Raw genomic sequence first — 20243 nt, 5'->3', positions numbered from 1 at the left:
ACTACCCTGTCGCAATTGTGGTGATCGAACTATGAAGCAGCGCACGGTCGGACGTAGTGGACTGCGAGTGTCCCGCCTCGGCCTCGGCACCCTGTCGTGGGGCCGGGACACCGACGGGGACGAGGCGGCCGCACAGCTGCTGGGGTTCGTGGAAGCCGGTGGCACACTGGTCGATTCGTCGCCGTTCTACGGCGGCGGTACGGCGCAGCGGATTCTCGCGGAACTGCTCGACGACGTCGTGCCCCGCGCCGACCTGGTGATCTCGAGCAGCGGTGGCGTCCACCCGGGCGGGGTGGACTGCTCGCGGCGCGCGCTGCTCGCCCAACTCGACGACACCCTGCGCGAACTCGGCACCGACCACCTGGACCTGTGGCAGGTCGCGACATGGGATCCGCAGACTCCCGTCGACGAGATCGCCGCGACCCTCGCGTATGCCGTGGAGTCGGGCCGGGTGCGATACGTCGGTGCCCGCGGGCACCTCGGGTGGCAGTTGGCGACGGCGGCGACGTCCCGGGCACTGGGGTCGGCACCACTGACCGCGACGCAGGCCGAGTACTCGCTCCTCGCGCGCGGTGTCGAGGAGGAACTGATTCCCGCTGCGCAGCACCATGCGATCGGCATGTTCGCGGCGGTGCCGTTGGCCGGCGGTGTGCTGACCGGCAAGTACAGGGGCGGCGTTCCCGCGGATTCCCGCGGGGCTGCCGACGCGACGGCGGAGTCGGTGTCGCAGTACCTGACTGCCGACGCGGGGCTGGTGGTGGACGCCGTCATCACCGCCGCCGACGGTCTCGGCGCGTCACCGCTCGCAGTGGCCCTGGCCTGGGTTCGGGATCAGCCCGGCGTCGCGAGCGCGATCGTCGGTGCCCGTGACTACGCACAGGTGACCGGCGTGCTCGCGGCGGAGGAGCTCGAACTTCCCGCCGCGATCGCGGCGGCGCTCGACGACGTGAGTGCCTAACCTCGACTGTGTGGACGAGAACGTCGCGCGGGAACGGTTCGCGGCCGCGCGGGTCGCGACCCTGGGCACGGTGACCGCGGACGGACTACCGCACCTGGTGCCGGTGGTGTTCGCGGTGTCCGGCGACCTGATCGTCAGCGCCGTGGACGACAAACCGAAGTCGACGCGACGGCTGCGCCGACTCGACAACGTGCGCGCCCACGGCCGGGCCAGCATCCTCGTCGACGAGTACGCCGAGGACTGGACCCGGCTGTGGTGGGTCCGGGTCGACGGTCCGGCGGAAGTGGTGGACGCCACCTCGGCGGTCGGAGCCGCCGCCGTTCGCGCGCTCACGAGGAAGTATTCGCAGTACAGGGCGGTACTGCCGGGTGGCCCCGTCATCGTGGTGCGGCCGGAGAAATGGGTGACGTGGGTCGCCCGCACGCACGACCACTGAAGGGCAGGCTAACCTGTTTGAGACACGGTTACCGACAACGTGTTTCCATCATGGTCCGTGTCCAACGACAAACCATTCCTGACAGGGGTAACGATGACAGTGCTCGACCCGGCGGCAGCGGCCACACCCGGTTTCGCCGAGCGGATCAAGGTGCAGACCGACGCCGCACACCGCAACACCGAGCAATCCCGGTTCGTCGGCGAACTGCTGGCGGGCAAGCTGTCCCCCGCCGCCCATGCGGCTCTGATCGCGCAGACCTACCTCGTGTACCGGACCCTCGAGGAGGCAGGCCGCACCCACGCCGACAATCCCCTCGTCGCACCGTTCCTCGGTGACGAACTTCTCCGCACCGAGGCTCTCGAAGCCGACCTCGAGTTCCTGCTCGGCGCGCAGTGGCGAGACCAGGTGACGGCGACGCCCGGAACGCAGCGGTACATCGACCGCCTCACCGAGGTCGCGTACGACTGGCCTGCCGGCTTCGTCGCGCACCACTACATCCGCTACCTCGGCGACCTGTCGGGCGGCCAGATCATCCGCCGGATGCTCGAGCGCGCCTACGGCTACGACACCGACGGACTTCGCTTCTACATCTTCGACGCCATCGAGAAGCCCAAGCTCTACAAGGACGCCTACCGCGCGAAGCTCGACGCGGCACCGCTCACCGACGACGAGCAGCAGCGGCTGATCGACGAGGTCAACCTCGCCTACGAACTCAACAGCAACCTGTTCGCGGACCTCGAAGCCGACATCGACACCTACCTGGTCAAGTGATCTGTTCGATGTCCATGCGTACCCGGACGGTGTTCCGCGCCGCGGTGGCCGTTCTCGCGGTCGCCGTGGTGTCCGCGGGATGCAGTTCCCAGGACGCGGGGTCGGCAGACCAGTCGGGCCGAAGCACCGCCACCCTGGACAATCTCGACCCGACGCCGATCGCGGACGACCCGACACCGGCGCTGCCGGTCACGGTCACCGGTTTCGACGGCGCGCAGGTCACCGTCACCGACACCAGCCGCATCGTCGCCGCCGACCAGTACGGCACGCTCACCGAGACGGTGTACGCGCTCGGGCTCGGCGATCGTCTGGTCGGACGTGACGGTGCCGCGACGTTCCCGGCTGTCGACGGGGTCACGAACGTGACCCCGTCGGGGCACTCGATGTCGGCCGAGGCGATCCTCGCGCTCAATCCGACGGTGGTCCTCACCGACACGAGCATCGGCCCGCGCACGGTTCAGGACCAGCTGCGGTCGGCCGGCATCCCCGTCGTGTTCTTCGACCCGACCCGGACGCTCGAGGGAGTGCCGGGCCAGATCGAGGCGGTCGCCACCGCGCTCGGCGTCCCGGAGCAGGGCAAGGCGCTCGCCGCACGCACCACCGACGAGATCGAGGCCTCCACCGCGATGGCCCCACAGGGCGGGACCCCACCGAAGGTCGCCTTCCTGTACATGCGGGGAACCTCGATCACGATGATGGCCGGACCGGGTTCGGGTGCGGACTCGCTGATCGAGGCGCTCGGTGCCGTCGATGCGGGCACCGCCTCAGGTCTGACGCAGCAGTTCACTCCGATCACGAGCGAGGCGATGATCGCGGCGTCACCCGATGCGTTCCTCATGATGACCAAGGGCCTCGACTCCATCGGCGGCCTCGACGGTCTCGCGAAGATTCCCGGGATCGCCCAGACCCCCGCCGGCCGGAATCAGCGCGTCGTCGACATGCAGGACGGTGTGCTGCTCAGCTTCGGCCCGCGGACCGGTGAGGTGCTGCAGGCGCTCGCCGTCGCCCTCTACGGCGCCGAGTGACCACCCGCGCCGCCGCCCCGGTCGAGAGCGGCGAGTCACGGCGGCCGCGTCCGGCCGTCGTGCTCACCGCCCTCGCCCTCGGGTTGCTCGTCCTCGCACTCGTCTCGGCGTGTGTCGGCCAGGTGCCGACCTCCCCCGCCGAGGTACTCGGATCGATCGCGCATCGCATCGGTCTCGACATCGGGCCGATGCCGGCGCACCCCGTCGGCGAAGTCACGCTCTGGGAGGTGAGGTTCCCCAGGGTGATCCTCGCGATCGTCGTCGGCGCGGGCCTCGCCTGCGCGGGTGCACTGCTGCAGGGCGTGTTCGCCAACCCGCTCGCCGAACCCGGCGTCATCGGGGTCTCCGCGGGCGCGGCGGTCGGCGCGTGCGCGGTGATCCTCACCGGCGGCGCGTTCGTCGCGGGCACTGCCGTCGCCGCCGCCGCGTTCGCGACCGGACTCGCGACGACGATCCTCGTGTACCTGTTGGCGCGATCCGAGGGCCGAACCGAAGTGGTCACCCTCGTCCTCACCGGCGTCGCGATCAACGCGTTCGCGGGTGGGCTGATCGCGTTCTTCACGTTCGTCGCCGATCCCGCCGCCCGCGATCAGATCGTCTTCTGGCAGCTCGGCAGCCTCAACGGCGCCACCTGGCAGGCCGTCGCCGTCGTCACCCCGATGGCGGTGGTCGGCATCGCCGCCACGATGCTGATCGCGCACCGCCTCGACCTGCTCGCCCTCGGCGAGTCCGCCGCCGCGCACCTCGGCGTCAACGTCGAGCGACTGCGGCAGATCGCGGTCCTGATCGTCGCGCTGCTCGTGTCGGCGTCGGTGGCGTTCACCGGCATCATCCTGTTCGTCGGGCTCGTCGTGCCGCACCTGATGCGAATGATCGTCGGACCGGGACATCGGATACTGATCCCCGCCAGCGTGCTGTGCGGTGCCATCGTGCTGCTCGCCGCCGACCTCGGCGCCCGCACCCTGGTGCCGAACGCCGACCTCCCGCTCGGCATGCTGACCTCGCTGATCGGCGGGCCGTTCTTCTTCTGGATGCTGCGCCGCACGCGCAAGCAGCAGGGAGGCTGGGCATGACCGTGTCGACCCGGCTGCGCGAGATGTTCGCACGCGATCTTCCCGTACCCACCCGTCCCGGCGACGGCGACGTCACGATGCGAGCGGTCGACGTCGCCGTCGACCGCGGCTCCCGGCGCGTCCTCGACTCGGTGTCCCTCGACGTCCGGGCCGGCGAGGTCCTCGCCCTCGTCGGCCCCAACGGCGCAGGCAAGTCCACCCTGCTGGCAGCTCTGTCCGGGGACACCGCCGTCGCGGCAGGCCACGTCGAGCTCGCCGGCCGCCCGCTCGGCAAGTGGACCGGTGCGGACATGGCTCGGCTCCGTGCCGTGCTGCCCCAGCAGCACACCGTCGGATTCTCGTTCACCGCATCCGAGGTGGTCCGGATGGGCCGCACCCCCTGGGCTCGGACCGTGCTACGGGACGAGGACGACGACGCGGTCGCCGAGGCGATGGCGAAATGCGACGTCGAACGGTTCGCGGCGCGCCCCTTCGCGGCCCTCTCCGGCGGCGAGAAGGCGCGGGTCGCGCTGGCCCGGGTGCTGGCGCAGCGCACCCCGACCCTGCTGCTCGACGAACCGACCGCGGCACTCGACCTCGGGCATCAGGAGGCGGTGATGCGGCTGGCCGCGCAACGCGCGCGGGAGGGCGCCGCGGTCGTGGTGGTCCTGCACGATCTGGCATTGGCCGCCGCCTACGCGAATCATGTCGCCGTGCTCGCGGACGGCGGGCTCGCCGCGCTGGGAACCCCTCGCGAGGTGCTCGAAGAGGAGCTGCTCGGGCGGGTCTACGGCCACCCCGTCGAGGTCCTCGACCATCCGCGCACCGGCGCCCAATTGGTGTTGCCCCGACGCGACCCGCGCTGACGCGAACCCGAACAGCGAGCGAACGGCCCGGCACGGCGTTACGCTGCCGCTGCGATGACCGAGACGCAGGCGGTGCCCGCGGCACCGACACCGCTCAACGCCGTGCACCTGCGGGTGCACGGCCCCCTCTCCGCGACCGTGGCGGGCGCCCCGGCTGCGCTCGGGGGTCCCGGCGCCCGGTCCGTCGTCGCGCGCCTCGCGGCCGCGGCGGGGCGGGTGGTCTCGACGGACCTGCTGATCGACGACCTGTGGGCGGGCCAGCCGCCGCCGAAGGCGCTGGCCGCACTCCAGGTCCACGTGTCGAACCTGCGCCGGGTCCTGGAACCGACACGGGCACCTCGAACGCCCGCGTCGGTGATCGTCAGCGCCGCACCGGGTTACGCGCTCCATCTGCCGGCGGAGTCGGTGGACGTCTGGCAGTTCGAGAACCTGGTCACCGACGGCCTGCGTCGCGTCGACGCCACCGAACGCGCCGAAATCCTCTCCGCTGCACTGTCACTCGCGACCGGCGAGCCCTATCACGAGTTCGTGGACGCGCAGTGGGCACGTGCGGAGAACACCCGACTGGCAGACCTGCGCTGCACCGCGCTCGAGGCGTTGGCCCAGGCCCACCTCGAACTCGGCACGCCCGACCTCGTCCTCGATACCCTCAGCAGGCACACGGCCGAGCACCCCGGTCGCGAGGGCGGTGTCCGACTGCACGCGTTGGCGCTGTACCGGACCGGACGGCAGGCGGACGCGCTGCAAGTGCTGCGCCGGACCCGGAACTATCTCGGTGACGAGCTCGGCGTCGACCCCTCCGCCGAACTGCAGGAACTCGAACGCGACATCCTGCGCCAGGACGCGGCTCTCACGCCGAGCCCGCTGGACGACCGTGCGCCGGGACCGGCGCCGGATCTCCGGTGGGACGACTCCCGCGCGACCGGCATCGACGACCTCCTGGGTGGTGTCCGGGCCGCCGCCCGTCGTGCCGCCGAGTCGGGTCTGCAGATGGTGTGGGTGGGCGGCGACGCCGGCGAGGGGAAGAGCACCCTCGCCCGAATATTCACCGACGAGGCCGCTGCGGCGGGCTGGCAGGTGGCGCGGGGCTACTGCCCTGAGGTCGACGGCGCTCCCGCGGGATGGCCGTGGATCGAGGCGCTGCGCGATCTCGGCGACGACACCGCTGCTTCGGATTCACCCTTCCGGATCGGGCAGCGGGTCGCCGACCTGCTCACCCGGCCAGGGGTCCGCACGGTCGTCGTCCTCGACGACGTGCACCGCGCCGACGAGCCGTCGCTGCAGGTCCTGAGGCACGTCGCGACCACTGGAGCACGATCCGTCACGGTGCTGCTGTGCACCTTCCGTCCCACGGAGGTCGGCTCGGATCTGGAGGCGACGTGGGCGGCAACGGCAGCCGTCCCCGGCACCCGACTGACCCTGCACGGCCTCGGACGTGACGGCGCCGCCGCCATCGCCCGTGAAGCCGGACTCCCCGACCTCGACGACGCTCTGCTGTCGGAACTGCTGGATCGAACCGATGGCAATCCGCTGTTCCTGCGCGAGTACACCCGCCTCCTCGCCTCCGAAGGCGTCGACGCGTTCCGGACTCGCGTCCCGGACGGGGTCCGGGACGTGCTGCGCCGACGGATCTCCCGACTCCCCGAGCGCACCGTCCTCGAGCTGCGACGAGCGTCGGTGCTCGGACGCGAATCGGATCTGGAAACCCTCGCCGGACTGGGGCAGACCGACGACGACACCCTGCTGGACGCTCTCGAACCCGCCCTTCTCGCGGGCATCGTCACCGAACCGACCCCGGACCGGGTGCGGTTCAGCCACGACCTCGTCCGCGCCACGCTCTACGACGAGCTGTCACCGATGAGACGCAGACGACTGCACGCGTCGGCGCTGTCCGAGTTGGCGATCCGCAGGCCCGGCGACACCGCCGTCCTGGCACACCATGCGGCTGCGGCGGCCACCCCCGACAGTGCCGCCGACCTGCTCGACTTCGTGCGGGCGGGTGCCCGCGACGCCGAAGCCAATGCCGCACACCGTGACGCGATGGCGTTGTGGGAGTCCGCGGAGGCACTGTCCACCATGGCGACTGCCGCCGATCCGCGCGTGACGGCCGACGTCGTGACCGCGCGGGTCGGTGTGCAGGCGCGTACCGGTGACGTCGTCGGTGCGCGGGCACTGCGGCGGCGTGCGATCCAACTCGCGCGGAACCTCGGCGATCGGGACGCCCTGCTGCGTGCCGTGACGTCGTGGACGGCGCCCGTGGTGTGGACGATCCAGGTCGACGCGGCACCGGATACCGAGATGCTCGACGCGATCGACGCCTGCCTCGGTCGCGACGACCTGACCGCGGGCGACCGGGCACTGCTGTTGACGACGCTGACGTTCGAACTGGAGGGCCACGACGACCGGCGCTGCCTCGAGGCCGCGGTCGCGGCGCGGGACGCGGCGGCCGAATCCGGGGACGTTCGGGTCCTCATGCGGGCGCTGAACGCGTTCGGATACGTCGCGTTCGGTCCGGATCTGGTGTCGGAACGCACCGCGAACGCGGCGGCGCTGCTGGCCGCGGCCGACGAGACCGGCGACGAGGGCTTCACCTCCCTCGCCTACTTCCAACGCTTCCTCGCGGCCACCGCGGTGACCGACCTTCCCGCTGCCCAGGAGAACGCCCGGCTGGCGATGAAGCACGCTGCCGGGCACCAGTTGGGTCAGATGCTCGGCGTCCTGTCCGTGTTCGATGCCATGGCGCTTCTGATGGCGGACCGCGTCGAGGAGGGCGTCGCGGCGTTCGACGCCGTGTCCGCGGCGATGGCCGCGCAGGGTGTGGCGTCGGCGCAGTGGATCGGGTTGATCGGGTGGATCGGCGCCGCCGTGCGGGCGGGCGACCTCGCGCCGCTCGTCCCGGTACTGGAGGAACTCGAGTCGCTGCGGCCGCAGTCGGTGCGGTTCCCGCTGATCGTCGCGCTCCTGGACGCCGGTGACGCCGACCGGGCACGGATCCTGTGGGCGTCGAGCGCACCGTACGGCCGCGACTACTACTGGCTCGCGATGACAACGTTCCAGGCGCACGCCGCGGCACGCCTGGGCGAACTGGACACGGCGCGACTCTTGTACGACGCCCTGCTGCCGTTCCGTGGCCGGATCGCCGGCCTGGACTCCGGATCGTTCTACGCCGGACCGGTCGACGCCGCGCTCGGTGCGCTCGCCGCTGCACTCGGAGACGTCGAGGCGGCGGCCCGGTTTCGGGCCGCCGCCTCGGACCTCGTCACACGGACAGCGCACGAGCTTCGAGTCCGACCTCGGGCGTAGTGGACCGGTCGCGCGTGCCTCCCACACGCAGGATCGCGGCGCCGATCGCCGCGAATGCGAGTCCACGGGGCAGTTCGATGACCAGGCCGGTGACGCCGGGCGCCTCCGGCCACGGAATGACGCAGATCACGCCGCCGATGGCCATGATCGCGCCGATCCAGCGCGGCACCGCGCGGGTACGCATCAGCACGACGCCGAGGGCGATCAGGCTCAGCATGTACGCGAGCCCGAAGACGGTCTGGATCGTCACGAAGATCGTGGACGGGAAGAGCGAGCCGTCTCCGGGCAGCAGGTGCGCCAACGCCGGATCCGATGCGAGCTCGTACGAGACGAAGGCCTCGACGGTGAGGTGACTGAGCGCCGTGAGCATCAGCGACGCGTAGAGCGTCACGAACGCGATCAGCCCCGCGAAGCCGGCGCGCTGCGCGATCCAGGCGTAGACGCCGGGGAGCCCGACGAGTTGGACGACGGTACCGACGAGCAGGATCAGCTGTGCCCACGGACTGGTCCACGCGGTGAGCGAGTCGGCGGAGTGGGAGTTCCCGTCGACGACGGGATGCAGGAGCCCTCCGGTGAGGTTGAGGACGAACGCGACGATGATCGCCCAGGCGCTGAGCCGATACAGGAGTGCGGGTGTGATGGTCATGTCACGAGGCTGAACCCCCGCACTTGGCGACGACTTGGCGTCGGCCGGAGGGGCTGTCCGAGGGCGATCACGGGGTGGTGATTCGGGGAACGGGGAGGCGATCGGGAATGCTGGAGGCCGACTCTCGTTCGCCATCGACCGCGAACAGATCCACCACCGTGAGGAGACGTACATGCCGGGCCCGAGCGCACGCACCGCGACCGTACTCGCAGGAGCGGCGTTGCTGCTGGTCAGCGGCTGTGCCAGCGATGGTGGGGAGGACAAGATCCAGACGATCGAGGCGGCGACCGCGGCCGAGTCACCCGTCCAGTCCAACACTCCCGCCGGTACGGTGACCCCGCTCGTGCAGCGGATCGCGGCGGCGACGTTCGACCCGTCGACGGGGACCGTGGCGATGCTCACAGATGATGCCCGCACCCTGCTGACGGTGTCTGCAACCGATCCCGCTGCGGCGCCGCGTGAGGTGGCGTTGCCGGGTGGAACCGCGTCGCTGTCGGCACCGCGCGACGGCGTCCTCGCGGTCCCCGCCGGCCGGGGAGTCGCGACGGTGAACATCGCGGACGGCACCGCCACGACGATTCCCGTAGACGCGGACGTGCAGTCGACCGCGCTCCTCGGTGACGGCCGCATCGCCGTCGGCACCGCTGACGGCGACGTCCTCGAGATCGACGCCTCCGGCGCGGTCGCGCACACCGTCGACGGACTCGTCTCCGTCGACGCGCTCGGCGTCGTCGGGGAGGAGGTCAGCGCCCTCGACCGTCAGCAGACCTCGGTCACCGAGATCAACCTCGAGGGCGAGAGGCCCGGCATGGCGTTGCGTGCAGGCACCGGTGCGACGAACCTGATCACCGACAACTTCGGTCGCATCCTCGTCGCCGACACCGACGGCGGCGCACTGCTCTCCTTCACCGCCGATCCGCTGATGATGCATCAGAAGTACCCGGTCCCGAACTCGCCGTACGCGCTCGCGGTCGATGCAACCACCGGCATGGTCTGGGTGACCGTGACCGCCACCAACGAGGTGATCGGCTTCGACCTCTCGACCGGCAGCCCCGTCGAGAAGCACCGCTACCCCACTGTCCGCCAACCCAACTCGGTCGCAGTCGACTCGGAGACCGGCACGGTGTTCGTGGCGTCGGGCACCGGCGACGGGGTCCAGCGCATCGACGTCGCGGCACACTGAGCGACCAGACCCCATCCACGTCAGCCCCCATCTGCATAGCCCTGGAGACACCAACGTGTACAAGCTGCTGCTGCGTCTGATGTTCCTGCTGCCGCCGGAACGCGTGCACCATCTCGCGTTCTTCGCGATGCGTCTCGTCACCACCCTCGCACCGCTGCGGACCGTGGTGTCGCGGATCCTCACCGTCCCCGACCCGGTTCTGCGGACCCGGGCGTTCGGCATCGACTTCCCCGCACCACTCGGCCTCGCTGCCGGCTTCGACAAGAACGCCACCGGTGTGAACGTGTGGGGCGCTCTCGGATTCGGGTACGCCGAGGTCGGGACGGTCACCGCGCAGGCGCAGCCCGGCAATCCCGCGCCGCGCCTGTTCCGGCTGCCCGCGGACCGGGCCCTGCTCAACCGGATGGGCTTCAACAACCACGGCGCCGGTCCGGCGGCGAACGAGTTGCGCAAGCGCATCACGACGCTGCCGATCGGCGCGAACATCGGCAAGACGAAGGTCGTGGCCGCGGAGGACGCCGCGGACGACTACGCGACCAGTGCCCGCCTACTCGGCCCGCTCGCCGACTTTCTCGTCGTCAACGTCAGTTCCCCGAACACCCCCGGTCTGCGCGACCTGCAGGCCGTCGAGTCACTGCGCCCGATCCTCGCGGCGGTACTCGAGTGCGTGGACGTGCCGGTGCTTGTGAAGATCGCCCCCGACCTGTCCGACGAGGACGTCGACGCGGTCGCCGACCTCGCCGTCGAACTGGGGTTGGCCGGAATCGTCGCCACCAACACCACCATCTCGCGTGACGGGCTGAACACCCCCGCGGATGAAGTGGCGGCACTGGGGGCGGGCGGCATCTCCGGCGCCCCCGTCGCCGAGCGCTCGCTCGAGGTGCTGCGCCGACTGCACGCCAGGGTCGGTGACCGGATCGTCCTCGTGTCGGCGGGCGGCATCGAGACCGTCGACCAGGCGTGGGAGCGCATCCTCGCGGGGGCATCCCTGATCCAGGCGTACACCGGGTTCATCTACGGTGGCCCGTTCTGGATGAAGCGGATTCACAAGGGGCTGGCCCGCAAGGTCCGCGAGGGCGGCTACGCCTCACTTGCCGACGCGGTCGGTGCAGGCACCCGCCGCTGATACCTCCCTGATCACCTCGGGGTGAGGGGAACCCTTGCCGGGCCGCCCGGCGCCCGGTTCCCCTCACCCTGCGAGGTCAGTGACCGAAGGTGACTGTCAGCAGTGCGCGGGCGATGGCGTGCCCGAACAGGTTGAAGCCGAGGAAGGCCGGCGTCGAGTCGGCGGTGAGGCCGTCGATCGTCTCCACGTCGAGGGCGTGCACGGCGTAGATGTAGCGGTGGTCGCCGTGACCCTTCGGCGGAGCCGCGCCCAGGAAGCGGTGGCCGCCGCCGTCGTGGCGCAGGGTGATCGCACCCTCGGGCAGCGCTGCCCCGCCCTCGTCGCCCGCGTTCTCCTCCAGTGACGTGACCGACGCCGGAATGTTCGCGACGGCCCAGTGCCAGAAGCCCGACACCGTCGGGGCGTCCGGATCGAACATGGTGACCGCGAAGCTCTTCGTCTCCGGAGGGAACCCGGACCAGGACAGCTGCGGCGAGACGTCCTGGCCGCCCGGCACCCCGAAGATGCCACTGAGCTGCTCGGTGGGCACCGTGTCCCCCTCGGAGATCTGCTCCGACGTCAGGGAGAAGGTCGGCAGGTCCGGCAGGTCGGCGTAGGGATCGTGAACCATGAAGTGTCCTCTCAGCTGTTCAACAGAAAGTGCTCGAGCACCCGCGTGCCGAACTCTAGTGCGTCCACGGGGACTCGTTCGTCGACTCCGTGGAACAGTGCCGTGAAGTCGAGGTCCGCGGGAAGCTGCAGCGGCGCGAAACCGAAGCACCGAATCCCCAACGTGGCGAACGCTTTTGCATCGGTGCCGCCGGAGAGCATGTACGGCACGGTGCGTCCGTCGGGATCGTGCGCGAGGATCGCGGCGTTCATCGCGTCGACCAGGTGTCCGTCGAAGGTGGTCTCGTACGAATCGAGTTTGGTGATCCACTCCCGCGTCACGTCCGGCCCGATCAACCGGTCGACTTCCTTCTCGAACTCGGCCTGCCGCCCGGGCAGCACCCGGCAGTCCACAACGGCAGTCGCGGTCTGCGGGATGACATTGGCCTTGTAGCCGGCATCGAGCATCGTCGGGTTCGCGGTGTCCCGCAGTGTCGCGCCGATGATCCGCGAAATCGTGCCGAGCTTCTGCAGCGTGGTGTCGATGTCGGGTGCGCTGGGGTCGTAGTCGAGGCCGGTCTCGTCGGACACCGCACCGAGGAACTCGGCCACCGAGTCGGGGACGACCAGCGGGAACGTGTGACGCCCGAGCCGCGCCACCGCCTCCGCCAGGATGGTGACAGCGTTGTCCTCGTGCAGGAACGAGCCGTGACCTGCGCGAGCCCGGGCCGTCAGGCGCATCCAGCCGAGGCCCTTCTCGGCGGTCTCAACCAGGTAGAGGCGTGCGTCGGTGCCGTCCGGCCGAGGGACTGTCAGCGAGAACCCGCCGACCTCCCCCACCGCTTCCGTGATCCCCTCGAACAGGTCGGGGCGATTCTTCACCAGCCACTGCGATCCCCAGGTGCCTCCCGCCTCCTCGTCGGCGAGAAACGCGAACACCAGGTCACGCGGAGGGACGGTCCCCTCGGCCTTGAACTGTCGGGCCAGCGCGAGCGTCATCCCGACCATGTCCTTCATGTCGATCGCGCCGCGGCCCCACACGTATCCGTCCTCGACGGCGCCCGAGAAGGGGTGCACGCTCCAGTCGGCGGGTTCGGCGGGCACGACATCGAGATGGCCGTGGATCAGCAGGGCTCCGCGCGACGGGTCCGCGCCGCGCAAACGCGCGAAGACGTTCCCGCGGCCGGGCTGACCCGATTCGACGTACTCCGTCTCGTAGCCGACCTCCTCCAGCTTCCTCGCGACCCACTCCGCGCACTCGCGCTCACCCTTCGTGGTGGCGAGGTCACCGGTGTTGGAGGTGTCGAACTGGATGAGCGCGCTGACGAGGTCGACGACCTCCGCTTCGGCTCGACTGCGAATTTCTCCGGACCGGACGGCGTTTTCGGGGTTCTCTGCGTTCTCGATGTGCGGCACCACCCTTTCCTACCACCCGTCACACCACCCTCAGCGCCGAGTCGACGCGAATTCACCCCCTCTGACCTGCGACAACGAGGCGATTTTGGCCTTTGGGTCGGGGTGGGTTAATCTTTCCCAGCACGCAGCGAAGAGCAGCGAGCAGAACAAAGAGTGTGCAAGCGCGAGTGGCGGAATGGCAGACGCGCTAGCTTGAGGTGCTAGTGTCCTACTAATGGACGTGGGGGTTCAAGTCCCCCCTCGCGCACTCTGAGTTGAGACAGACAGAAGAAGGCCCCGGACGCGAGTCCGGGGCCTTCTTCTGTTGTGCGCCTTGCGAATTCGCGGCGCGACCAGGGGAATCTGCTGGTGGCCGCGCGTGTCGGTAGAATCGATCGCGGCCGCCCGTCGCGGTCGACGGCTGAACTGCGGCCGAAATCACCCACGAGATCCAGGAACCGAGCACCCCACCGATGGCACAACCGATGACAGGTATCGATCCCACCGACACGGAGAGAATCGACCCCAAGGATCTGGAGACCTGTCTGAAGGTCCTCGCCGCAGCCGGAGAACTCGACTCCGAACATCCCGACTCGGTCGCGCTACAGCGCGCGAGCGGCAAGATGTTCAAGCGCCTCAAGCGCCGCAAGCGCATCGAGACTCGCGACGCGAAGTCGGCCGCCGACCGCGCCGTCGTGGCCGCCACCGCGACCGGCTCCCCGAACCGCATCGATGACGAGACCGCGGGCGTGCTCATCTCCTCCCCGACGGCAGGCGACTCCGCGGGCACCCTGATCCGGCCCCGCCCCTGCTACATCTGCAAGCAGCGCTACACGGTCGTCGACGCCTTCTACCACCAGCTGTGCCCCGAGTGCGCGGCACGCAGCCACGCCAAGCGGGACGCGAGCACCGACCTCAGCGGCCGGCGGGCACTGCTGACCGGCGGACGGGCCAAGATCGGCATGTACATCGCGCTGCGCCTGCTGCGCGACGGCGCCCACCTCACCATCACGACCCGCTTCCCCAACGACGCGATCCGCCGGTTCACGGCGATGGAGGACAGCGCCGACTGGAGCCACCGTCTCCGCGTCGTCGGCATCGACCTGCGCGACCCCGCTCAGGTGGTGGCGCTCGCCGACGACGTTGCGGCGCAGGGGCCGCTCGACATTCTCATCAACAACGCCGCCCAGACCGTGCGTCGGTCGCCGGGCGCCTACTCCGCACTCGCCGAGGCGGAGTCGGGTCCGCTGCCCGCGGGCGCGCTGCCCGAGGTCGTGACGTTCGGCAAGACCAGCGACGCGCATCCGGCCGCCCTCGCCAGTTCGCTTCCCGCCGCGACGCAGTCGATCGTCCACCAGGTCAGCGAACTCGCGATGGTCGCGGGATCGGCCACCCCGGAACGCATTTCGCAGGGCATCGCGATCGACGCCGGCGGTCTCGTGCCCGACCTCGCGCACACGAACAGCTGGGTGCAGAACGTCGGCGAGGTCGATCCGATCGAATTGCTCGAGGTGCAGCTGTGCAACTCGGTCGCGCCGTTCATTCTCGTCGACCGGCTGCGTCCCGCGATGGCCGCGTCGCCGGCGCGCCGCAAGTACGTCGTCAATGTGTCCGCGATGGAGGGCCAGTTCTCCCGCAGGTACAAGGGGCCCGGCCACCCGCACACCAACATGGCGAAGGCCGCGCTGAACATGCTCACGCGGACCAGCGCTTCCGAGATGCTCGAGCAGGACGGCATCCTGATGACCGCCGTCGACACCGGCTGGATCACCGACGAGCGCCCCCACTACACGAAGCTGCGCCTCGCGGAGGAGGGCTTCCACGCCCCGCTCGACCTCGTCGACGGCGCCGCCCGCGTGTACGACCCGATCGTCCAGGGCGAGGCAGGCGTGGACCTGTACGGCTGCTTCCTCAAGGACTTCGTGCCCTCCGCCTGGTGAGCCACCCGTCCGAGCCACGGTGAGCTGCGGGGCCGCGACGCCCCGCAGCTCCCCTACCTGCGATACGGTTGAAACCCGAGGATCCGGTCAATACTCCTGGCACGCGTTCGCGAACGATCGAGGGAGTCCGCATGGGCCGTGAGGTCACCAGTCTGGTGTTCACCCGCAAGGACCGACAGGTGTTCCGCGAGAAGGTCCACGCCTGCCTCGACGCACTCGCGGACCTCCTGGCCGGCGAGGAGGACGCGGGAGGCGAACCGACCGTCGGCCTCGAGGTCGAGCTCAATCTGGTTGACGGAGAATGCAACCCGGCAATGGTGAACACGTCGGTCCTCGACGCCATCGCGGACCCGGCCTACCAGACGGAACTGGGCCAGTTCAACATCGAGGTCAACGTCGCACCCCGCAGGCTCGACGGCGACAACCTCGCCACCCTGGAGGGCGAGCTCCGCACCACGCTGAACCAGGCGAACGACCGGGCCGAGGCGGTGGGCGGGCGCCTGGCCCTGATCGGCATCCTCCCGACCCTGCGTAAGCAGCACCTGCAGCAACGCTGGATGTCGTCCGATCCCCGATACACCGCCCTCGACCAGCAGATCTTCGCTGCCCGCGGCGAGGACATCGAACTCGACATCGCCGGTGTCGCGTTGGCGCAGCAGCCGGACGGCGAACGCCTCGCGGTGGTGACCGACACGATCCTGGCCGAAGCCGCGTGCACGTCCACACAGCTCCACCTGCAGGTCTCACCCCGCGAGTTCGCGGCGCACTGGAACTCCGCGCAGATGTTGGCCGGCGTACAGGTGGCGATGGCGGCCAACTCGCCGTTCTTCGCGGGGCGGGCGCTGTGGCACGAGACGCGTATCCCCCTGTTCGAGCAGGCGACGGACACCCGCCCCCTCGAACTGCGCAATCAAGGGGTGCGCCCTCGGGTGTGGTTCGGGGAACGCTGGATCTCGTCGATCTTCGACCTGTTCGAGGAGAACTCGCGGTACTTCCCTGCGCTGCTCCCGGAGTGCACCGACGAGGACCCTCACGCCGTGATCTCGGCAGGCGGAGTCCCGGAACTGGCCGAGTTGCGGATGCACAACGGCACCATCTACCGCTGGAACCGCCCGATCTACGACACCACCGACACCGACCACCACCTCCGCCTCGAGAATCGGGTCCTGCCCGCCGGTCCGACCGTCCGCGACACTGTCGCCGATGCGGCGTTCTACTACGGGGCAGTGCGGGCGCTCGCCCGGGCGGAGCGGCCGGCATGGTCGCGGATGCCGTTCGAGGCGGCGGCCGCGAATCTGCAGGAGGGCGCTCGGCATGGCTTCGGCGCGCGGCTGTACTGGCCGGATCGCGGATGGACGTCGCCATCGGACCTGGTGCTCCACACGCTGCTTCCCCTCGCGCATGCCGGCCTCGACTCGCTCGGTGTCGACCCGCGCGTTCGCGACACCTATCTGGGGGTCGTCGAGGACCGCTGCCGAACCGGGCGCAACGGCGCGCGCTGGCAGCGGGATGCCGTCGCGGCGCGGGAGGCCGCGGGCGAGGACCGGGACCGCGCACTAACAGGCATGGTCGCGGACTACCTCGAGCGGATGCACTCGGACGCCCCGGTGCACACGTGGGACAGCCCTGGACACCACCTGACCAACGAGTAACGTTGCCGCCCATGACACGCACCCGCGACCTCGACGTCGTCGTCTACGGCGCCACCGGCTTCGTCGGCCGCCTCACCGCCGACTACCTCGCACGCAACGCACCGGACGGCACCCGTATCGGGCTGGCAGGCCGGTCCCGCGACAAGCTGGAACGGATCCGTGAGGCGCTGCCCGGCGCGTCGGAATGGCCGATCCTGATCGCCTCCGCGGACGATCCCGACTCGCTCACCGCTCTGGCGAACGCCACCCACGTCGTGGTGACCACCGTCGGCCCCTACGCCCGGTACGGGATCGATCTGGTTCGTGCCTGCGCGGAAGCGGGTACCGACTACACGGACCTGACGGGCGAGGTGCAGTTCGCGCGCGCGTCCATCGACGGCTATCACGACGTCGCCGCCGCGAGCGGTGCCCGGATCGTGCACTCCTGCGGTTTCGACTCCGTCCCCTCGGACATCGGTGTCCACGTCCTGCACGAGCAGGTCGCGGCCGACGGCGAGGGCACGCTCGCCGACACCACCCTGGTCCTGTCGTCGTTCCGCGGCGGCGTCAGCGGCGGCACCATCGACTCGATGCGCGGCGTCGTCGATGCCGCGAAGTCCGACAAGCGGACGCGGTCGATGGTGCTGCAGCCGTACTCGCTGAGCCCCGACGTCGCTGCGGAACCGGACCTCGGCCGCCAGTCCGACAGCGCCCTCGTCAAGGGGTCGGACATCGCCCCGAACCTGAAGGGCGTGACGGCACCTCACCCGATGGCGTCGGTGAACACGCGTGTGGTCCGGCGCAGCAACGCACTGCGCGGCTGGGCGTACGGCCGCACCTTTCGGTACCGGGAGGTGACGAGTGTCGGGCAGTCGTGGCTGTCCCCCGTCGTGGCGGCCGGTGTCGCCGCAGGCCTCGGCGGGTTGGTCGCCGGCCTCGCGTTCGGCCCCACGAGGAAGCTGCTCGACCGGCTCCTCCCCGACCCGGGCGAAGGTCCGAGCGAGAAGACCCGCAACACGGGGCATTTCACGACCGACGTCTACGCCACCACGACCACCGGTGCCCGCTACGCCTCGCGGATGCGCGCCCAGGGCGATCCGGGATACAAGGCGACGGCGGTGATGCTCGGAGAGTCGGCGCTGGCGCTGGCGCTCGACCGGGACAAGCTGCCCGATGCGGCGGGTGTGCTGACCCCGGCGTCGGCGATCGGCGACGCTCTCGTCGACCGGCTCCGCGGGGCGGGCTTCGAGATCAGCGTGCGACGGAACTGACGGCCTGCGGTGTCGCGGCGGCCCGGTCGGCTGCCGCGACGCCGTACACGAGCAGCGACTGTCCGGCGATGTAGGTGAGCATCACCCAGAAGCCCTCGGCGGGCGGGGTGAACCAGTCGGCGAACGCGCCGAGCGCGATCATCGCGTCGGACAGCAGGAACAGCGCCCCACCGACCCCGGCGACAGCGCCGAGCCCGGTGGACAGCACCGCCATCGCGCCGAGGCACAGGCCGTAGACCAGCGCAGGGACGAGCAGCGCCCCGGCGCCGGGCGCGCAGGCCGCCACGAGGAGGGCAACGGCCAGCCCGTATCCGGCGACGCCGGGACGCCGCAGCGCAGACCGCTGCCGATACGGCAGGAACGCGGCGATGTACGCCAGCTGCGCCAGCAGGAAGAACCCGATCATCACCAGGAACGCGGCGTCACCGTCGAAGGCGTCGGGTGCTGTGTCACCGAGCCACGAGAACGCCAACGCCACCAGCGCGATCCGCACCAGCCGCGACCGGGGTGACGTGGTGACCGCGACGAGCGTCGCGCCGAGCAGCGGCATCAGGAACCACTGGCTGACGTCCGCCACCCCGTCCGCGCCCACGAGCTGCGCGACGAGGTGAACCACGGAAACGGCAACGAACACGACCGCGACAACGGTGGCGGCGCGGCGGGACGGCACGTCGAGCATCATCGGCCGATCGTATGCCGCGCGGTACCGTTCGATCGTGGCATCTCTGCAAGCGGTGCACGACGAGTACGAGCGGGGCTGCGGAATGTCCGCGGACCCCGGCTCGGTGCGGTACCCGGTGCCGTCGGGATTCCTGGCCGCGAGGCTGCCCGCGGCGGCGTTGGCGGCGGGTTCCGTCGGCGCTCTCGCGTCGGCCGTGAACCGGTTGCTCGTCTCACGCGGACGCGACCCGCACACGTGGGTGCTCGATGCCGAGCGAATCGCAGCATCCTTCACCGCGGACCGGCTGATGCGGATCGGTGGCGAGCCCGTGCAGGGATTCGCGCCGATGTCCGGGTTCTTCGCGGCGGCGGACGGCTGGGTGCGCACCCACGCGAACTATCCGCACCACCGCACGAGACTGCTCGCAGCGTTGGATCTCCCGGCCGACGCCGATCCCGGGATGCTGTCGGTCCGGATCGGGGAACTGGCGGCGAGCGACGTCGAGAACCGGTGCGCGGACGCCGACGCGGTGGCGACTCGGGTCCGGACCGAGGAGGAGTGGGCGGCGCACCCGCAATCGCTCGCCGCGTCCGCGGGTCCGCTGGTGGCGATGGCGGCGACCGGCACGTACTCGGGCGCGATCCTGTCGGTGGCGGATCCGGTTCGCCCGCTCGCGGGGCTGCGGGTGCTGGATCTGACACGGGTGCTGGCCGGTCCGGTCGCCGCGCGCGCGTTGGCACTGCTCGGCGCGCAGGTCCTCCGAGTCGATCCACCGCACCTGCACGAGATCGACTGGCAGCACCGCGACACCGGTCAGGGCAAGCGATCGACGCTGCTCGATCTGACCACCGCCGCCGATCTGGACACGATGCGCGGCCTCGTCGCGACGACCGACGTGCTCGTTACCGGCTATCGGCCGGGAAGCCTCGACCGCTTTCACTTGACCGGGGACGCACCGGGACTCGTGCGGGCATCGGTCAGCGCGTGGAGCGACCGGGGTCCGTGGGCGTCGCGCCGGGGCTTCGACAGCATCGTGCAGGCGGCGTCGGGGATCGCCCTGGTCGAGGGCGGCGAGCATCCGGGCGTCCTTCCGGCGCAGGTGCTCGACCATGCGAGCGGATACCTCCTTGCCGCAGGAATCGTCGATGCCGTCACGCGCCGCGACGCGGACGGGCTGGGACGCGATGTGTCTGCGTCCCTGGCCCGGACGGCACGCACGCTCCTCGATCTGCCGGGCCGCGTCGCCTCACCCGCCGAACCCCTCGCCGTCGGCCCGTCGGCCGCCATCACCCACGGGGCGATCACGACGGCTCGGCCCGCCTTGCCGGGGTACTCCGAGTACCCGTTCCCTGCGCACGACTGGGGCGCCGATGCGCCGCACTGGGTCTGAG

17 protein-coding genes and 1 tRNA gene are annotated in these 20243 nt (G+C 70.4%); 14 read left to right on the top strand and 4 right to left on the bottom strand.

The annotated features are described in order from the left end of the window. The first annotated feature begins 31 nt into the window (after window positions 1-31). From RHCRD62_RS08720 to RHCRD62_RS08690, 7 genes are all read left to right on the top strand, one after another. Window positions 32-958, top strand: a complete 927-nt coding sequence (locus tag RHCRD62_RS08720) for an aldo/keto reductase (RefSeq protein WP_050064276.1) — start codon at window positions 32-34, stop codon at window positions 956-958. Window positions 959-968: 10 nt separating this feature from the next. Further along, complete coding sequence (locus tag RHCRD62_RS08715; RefSeq protein ID WP_050064275.1) at window positions 969-1394, top strand: TIGR03668 family PPOX class F420-dependent oxidoreductase; 426 nt, start codon at window positions 969-971, stop codon at window positions 1392-1394. Window positions 1395-1487: 93 nt separating this feature from the next. Then, window positions 1488-2165, top strand: a complete 678-nt coding sequence (locus RHCRD62_RS08710) for a biliverdin-producing heme oxygenase (RefSeq protein ID WP_050064274.1) — start codon at window positions 1488-1490, stop codon at window positions 2163-2165. 14 nt (window positions 2166-2179) lie between these two features. Continuing rightward, the gene (locus RHCRD62_RS08705) at window positions 2180-3190 is read left to right on the top strand and encodes a heme/hemin ABC transporter substrate-binding protein (RefSeq protein ID WP_050064552.1); all 1011 of its coding nucleotides are present in this window, start codon (window positions 2180-2182) and stop codon (window positions 3188-3190) included. Window positions 3191-3249: 59 nt separating this feature from the next. After that, a complete protein-coding gene (locus RHCRD62_RS08700) occupies window positions 3250-4263 on the top strand; it encodes a FecCD family ABC transporter permease (protein ID WP_157050871.1) in 1014 nt (337 codons plus the stop codon). Between the two features lie 23 nt (window positions 4264-4286). After that, window positions 4287-5108: a heme ABC transporter ATP-binding protein gene (locus RHCRD62_RS08695; RefSeq protein WP_253277268.1), complete on the top strand. Its 822-nt coding sequence runs from the start codon at window positions 4287-4289 to the stop codon at window positions 5106-5108. Between the two features lie 54 nt (window positions 5109-5162). Next, complete coding sequence (locus tag RHCRD62_RS08690; protein ID WP_050064271.1) at window positions 5163-8411, top strand: ATP-binding protein; 3249 nt, start codon at window positions 5163-5165, stop codon at window positions 8409-8411. Here RHCRD62_RS08690 and RHCRD62_RS08685 read toward each other — a convergent pair. Beyond that, on the bottom strand, window positions 8368-9057 hold the full coding sequence (locus RHCRD62_RS08685) for a hypothetical protein (RefSeq protein WP_050064270.1): 690 nt from the start codon (window positions 9055-9057) through the stop codon (window positions 8368-8370). The genes RHCRD62_RS08690 and RHCRD62_RS08685 overlap by 44 nt on opposite strands. A gap of 172 nt (window positions 9058-9229) precedes the next feature. Between RHCRD62_RS08685 and RHCRD62_RS08680 the strand changes: the two genes are divergently transcribed. Together RHCRD62_RS08680 and RHCRD62_RS08675 are read left to right on the top strand one after the other, a co-directional pair. After that, window positions 9230-10240 (top strand): YncE family protein, encoded by a 1011-nt coding sequence (locus RHCRD62_RS08680; RefSeq protein WP_050064269.1) that lies wholly within the window; start codon window positions 9230-9232, stop codon window positions 10238-10240. A gap of 55 nt (window positions 10241-10295) precedes the next feature. Beyond that, on the top strand, window positions 10296-11366 hold the full coding sequence (locus RHCRD62_RS08675) for a quinone-dependent dihydroorotate dehydrogenase (protein ID WP_050064268.1): 1071 nt from the start codon (window positions 10296-10298) through the stop codon (window positions 11364-11366). Between the two features lie 76 nt (window positions 11367-11442). Here the strand turns inward: RHCRD62_RS08675 and RHCRD62_RS08670 are convergent, their stop codons facing one another. Beyond that, window positions 11443-11976 carry a YbhB/YbcL family Raf kinase inhibitor-like protein gene (locus RHCRD62_RS08670; protein WP_050064267.1) on the bottom strand — a complete coding sequence of 178 codons (534 nt, stop codon included), beginning with the start codon at window positions 11974-11976 and terminating at the stop codon, window positions 11443-11445. A gap of 11 nt (window positions 11977-11987) precedes the next feature. Next, window positions 11988-13316 carry a M20/M25/M40 family metallo-hydrolase gene (locus RHCRD62_RS08665; protein ID WP_050064551.1) on the bottom strand — a complete coding sequence of 443 codons (1329 nt, stop codon included), beginning with the start codon at window positions 13314-13316 and terminating at the stop codon, window positions 11988-11990. Between the two features lie 215 nt (window positions 13317-13531). Between RHCRD62_RS08665 and RHCRD62_RS08660 the strand changes: the two genes are divergently transcribed. The 4 genes from RHCRD62_RS08660 to RHCRD62_RS08645 all read left to right on the top strand — a co-directional run bounded on the left by RHCRD62_RS08660 (window position 13532) and on the right by RHCRD62_RS08645 (window position 18191). Beyond that, window positions 13532-13617, top strand: a tRNA-Leu gene (locus RHCRD62_RS08660). Between the two features lie 217 nt (window positions 13618-13834). After that, a complete protein-coding gene (locus RHCRD62_RS08655; RefSeq protein WP_050064550.1) occupies window positions 13835-15289 on the top strand; it encodes an SDR family oxidoreductase in 1455 nt (484 codons plus the stop codon). Window positions 15290-15420: 131 nt separating this feature from the next. Beyond that, window positions 15421-16941, top strand: a complete 1521-nt coding sequence (locus RHCRD62_RS08650; RefSeq protein WP_050064266.1) for a glutamate-cysteine ligase family protein — start codon at window positions 15421-15423, stop codon at window positions 16939-16941. 11 nt (window positions 16942-16952) lie between these two features. Continuing rightward, a complete protein-coding gene (locus RHCRD62_RS08645) occupies window positions 16953-18191 on the top strand; it encodes a saccharopine dehydrogenase family protein (protein WP_050064265.1) in 1239 nt (412 codons plus the stop codon). On the opposite strand, the gene RHCRD62_RS08640 is transcribed toward RHCRD62_RS08645, so the two are convergent. Then, entirely contained in the window at window positions 18172-18873 is a 702-nt protein-coding gene (locus tag RHCRD62_RS08640) for a lysoplasmalogenase family protein (RefSeq protein ID WP_050064264.1), read from the bottom strand. The genes RHCRD62_RS08645 and RHCRD62_RS08640 overlap by 20 nt on opposite strands. Before the next feature lie 82 nt (window positions 18874-18955). Here RHCRD62_RS08640 and RHCRD62_RS08635 point away from each other — a divergent pair, with 82 nt between their 5' ends. Then, window positions 18956-20242, top strand: coding sequence for a CoA transferase (locus RHCRD62_RS08635; protein WP_050064549.1), 1287 nt, complete (start codon window positions 18956-18958; stop codon window positions 20240-20242). Window position 20243 lies beyond the last annotated feature (1 nt).

The sequence above is a fragment of the Rhodococcus sp. RD6.2 genome, from assembly GCF_001040705.1.
Classification (GTDB): Bacteria; Actinomycetota; Actinomycetes; order Mycobacteriales; family Mycobacteriaceae; genus Rhodococcus_G.
The sequence above is the reverse complement of the archived record's forward strand: the minus strand, read 5'-3'. Positions and strand labels throughout refer to the sequence as shown.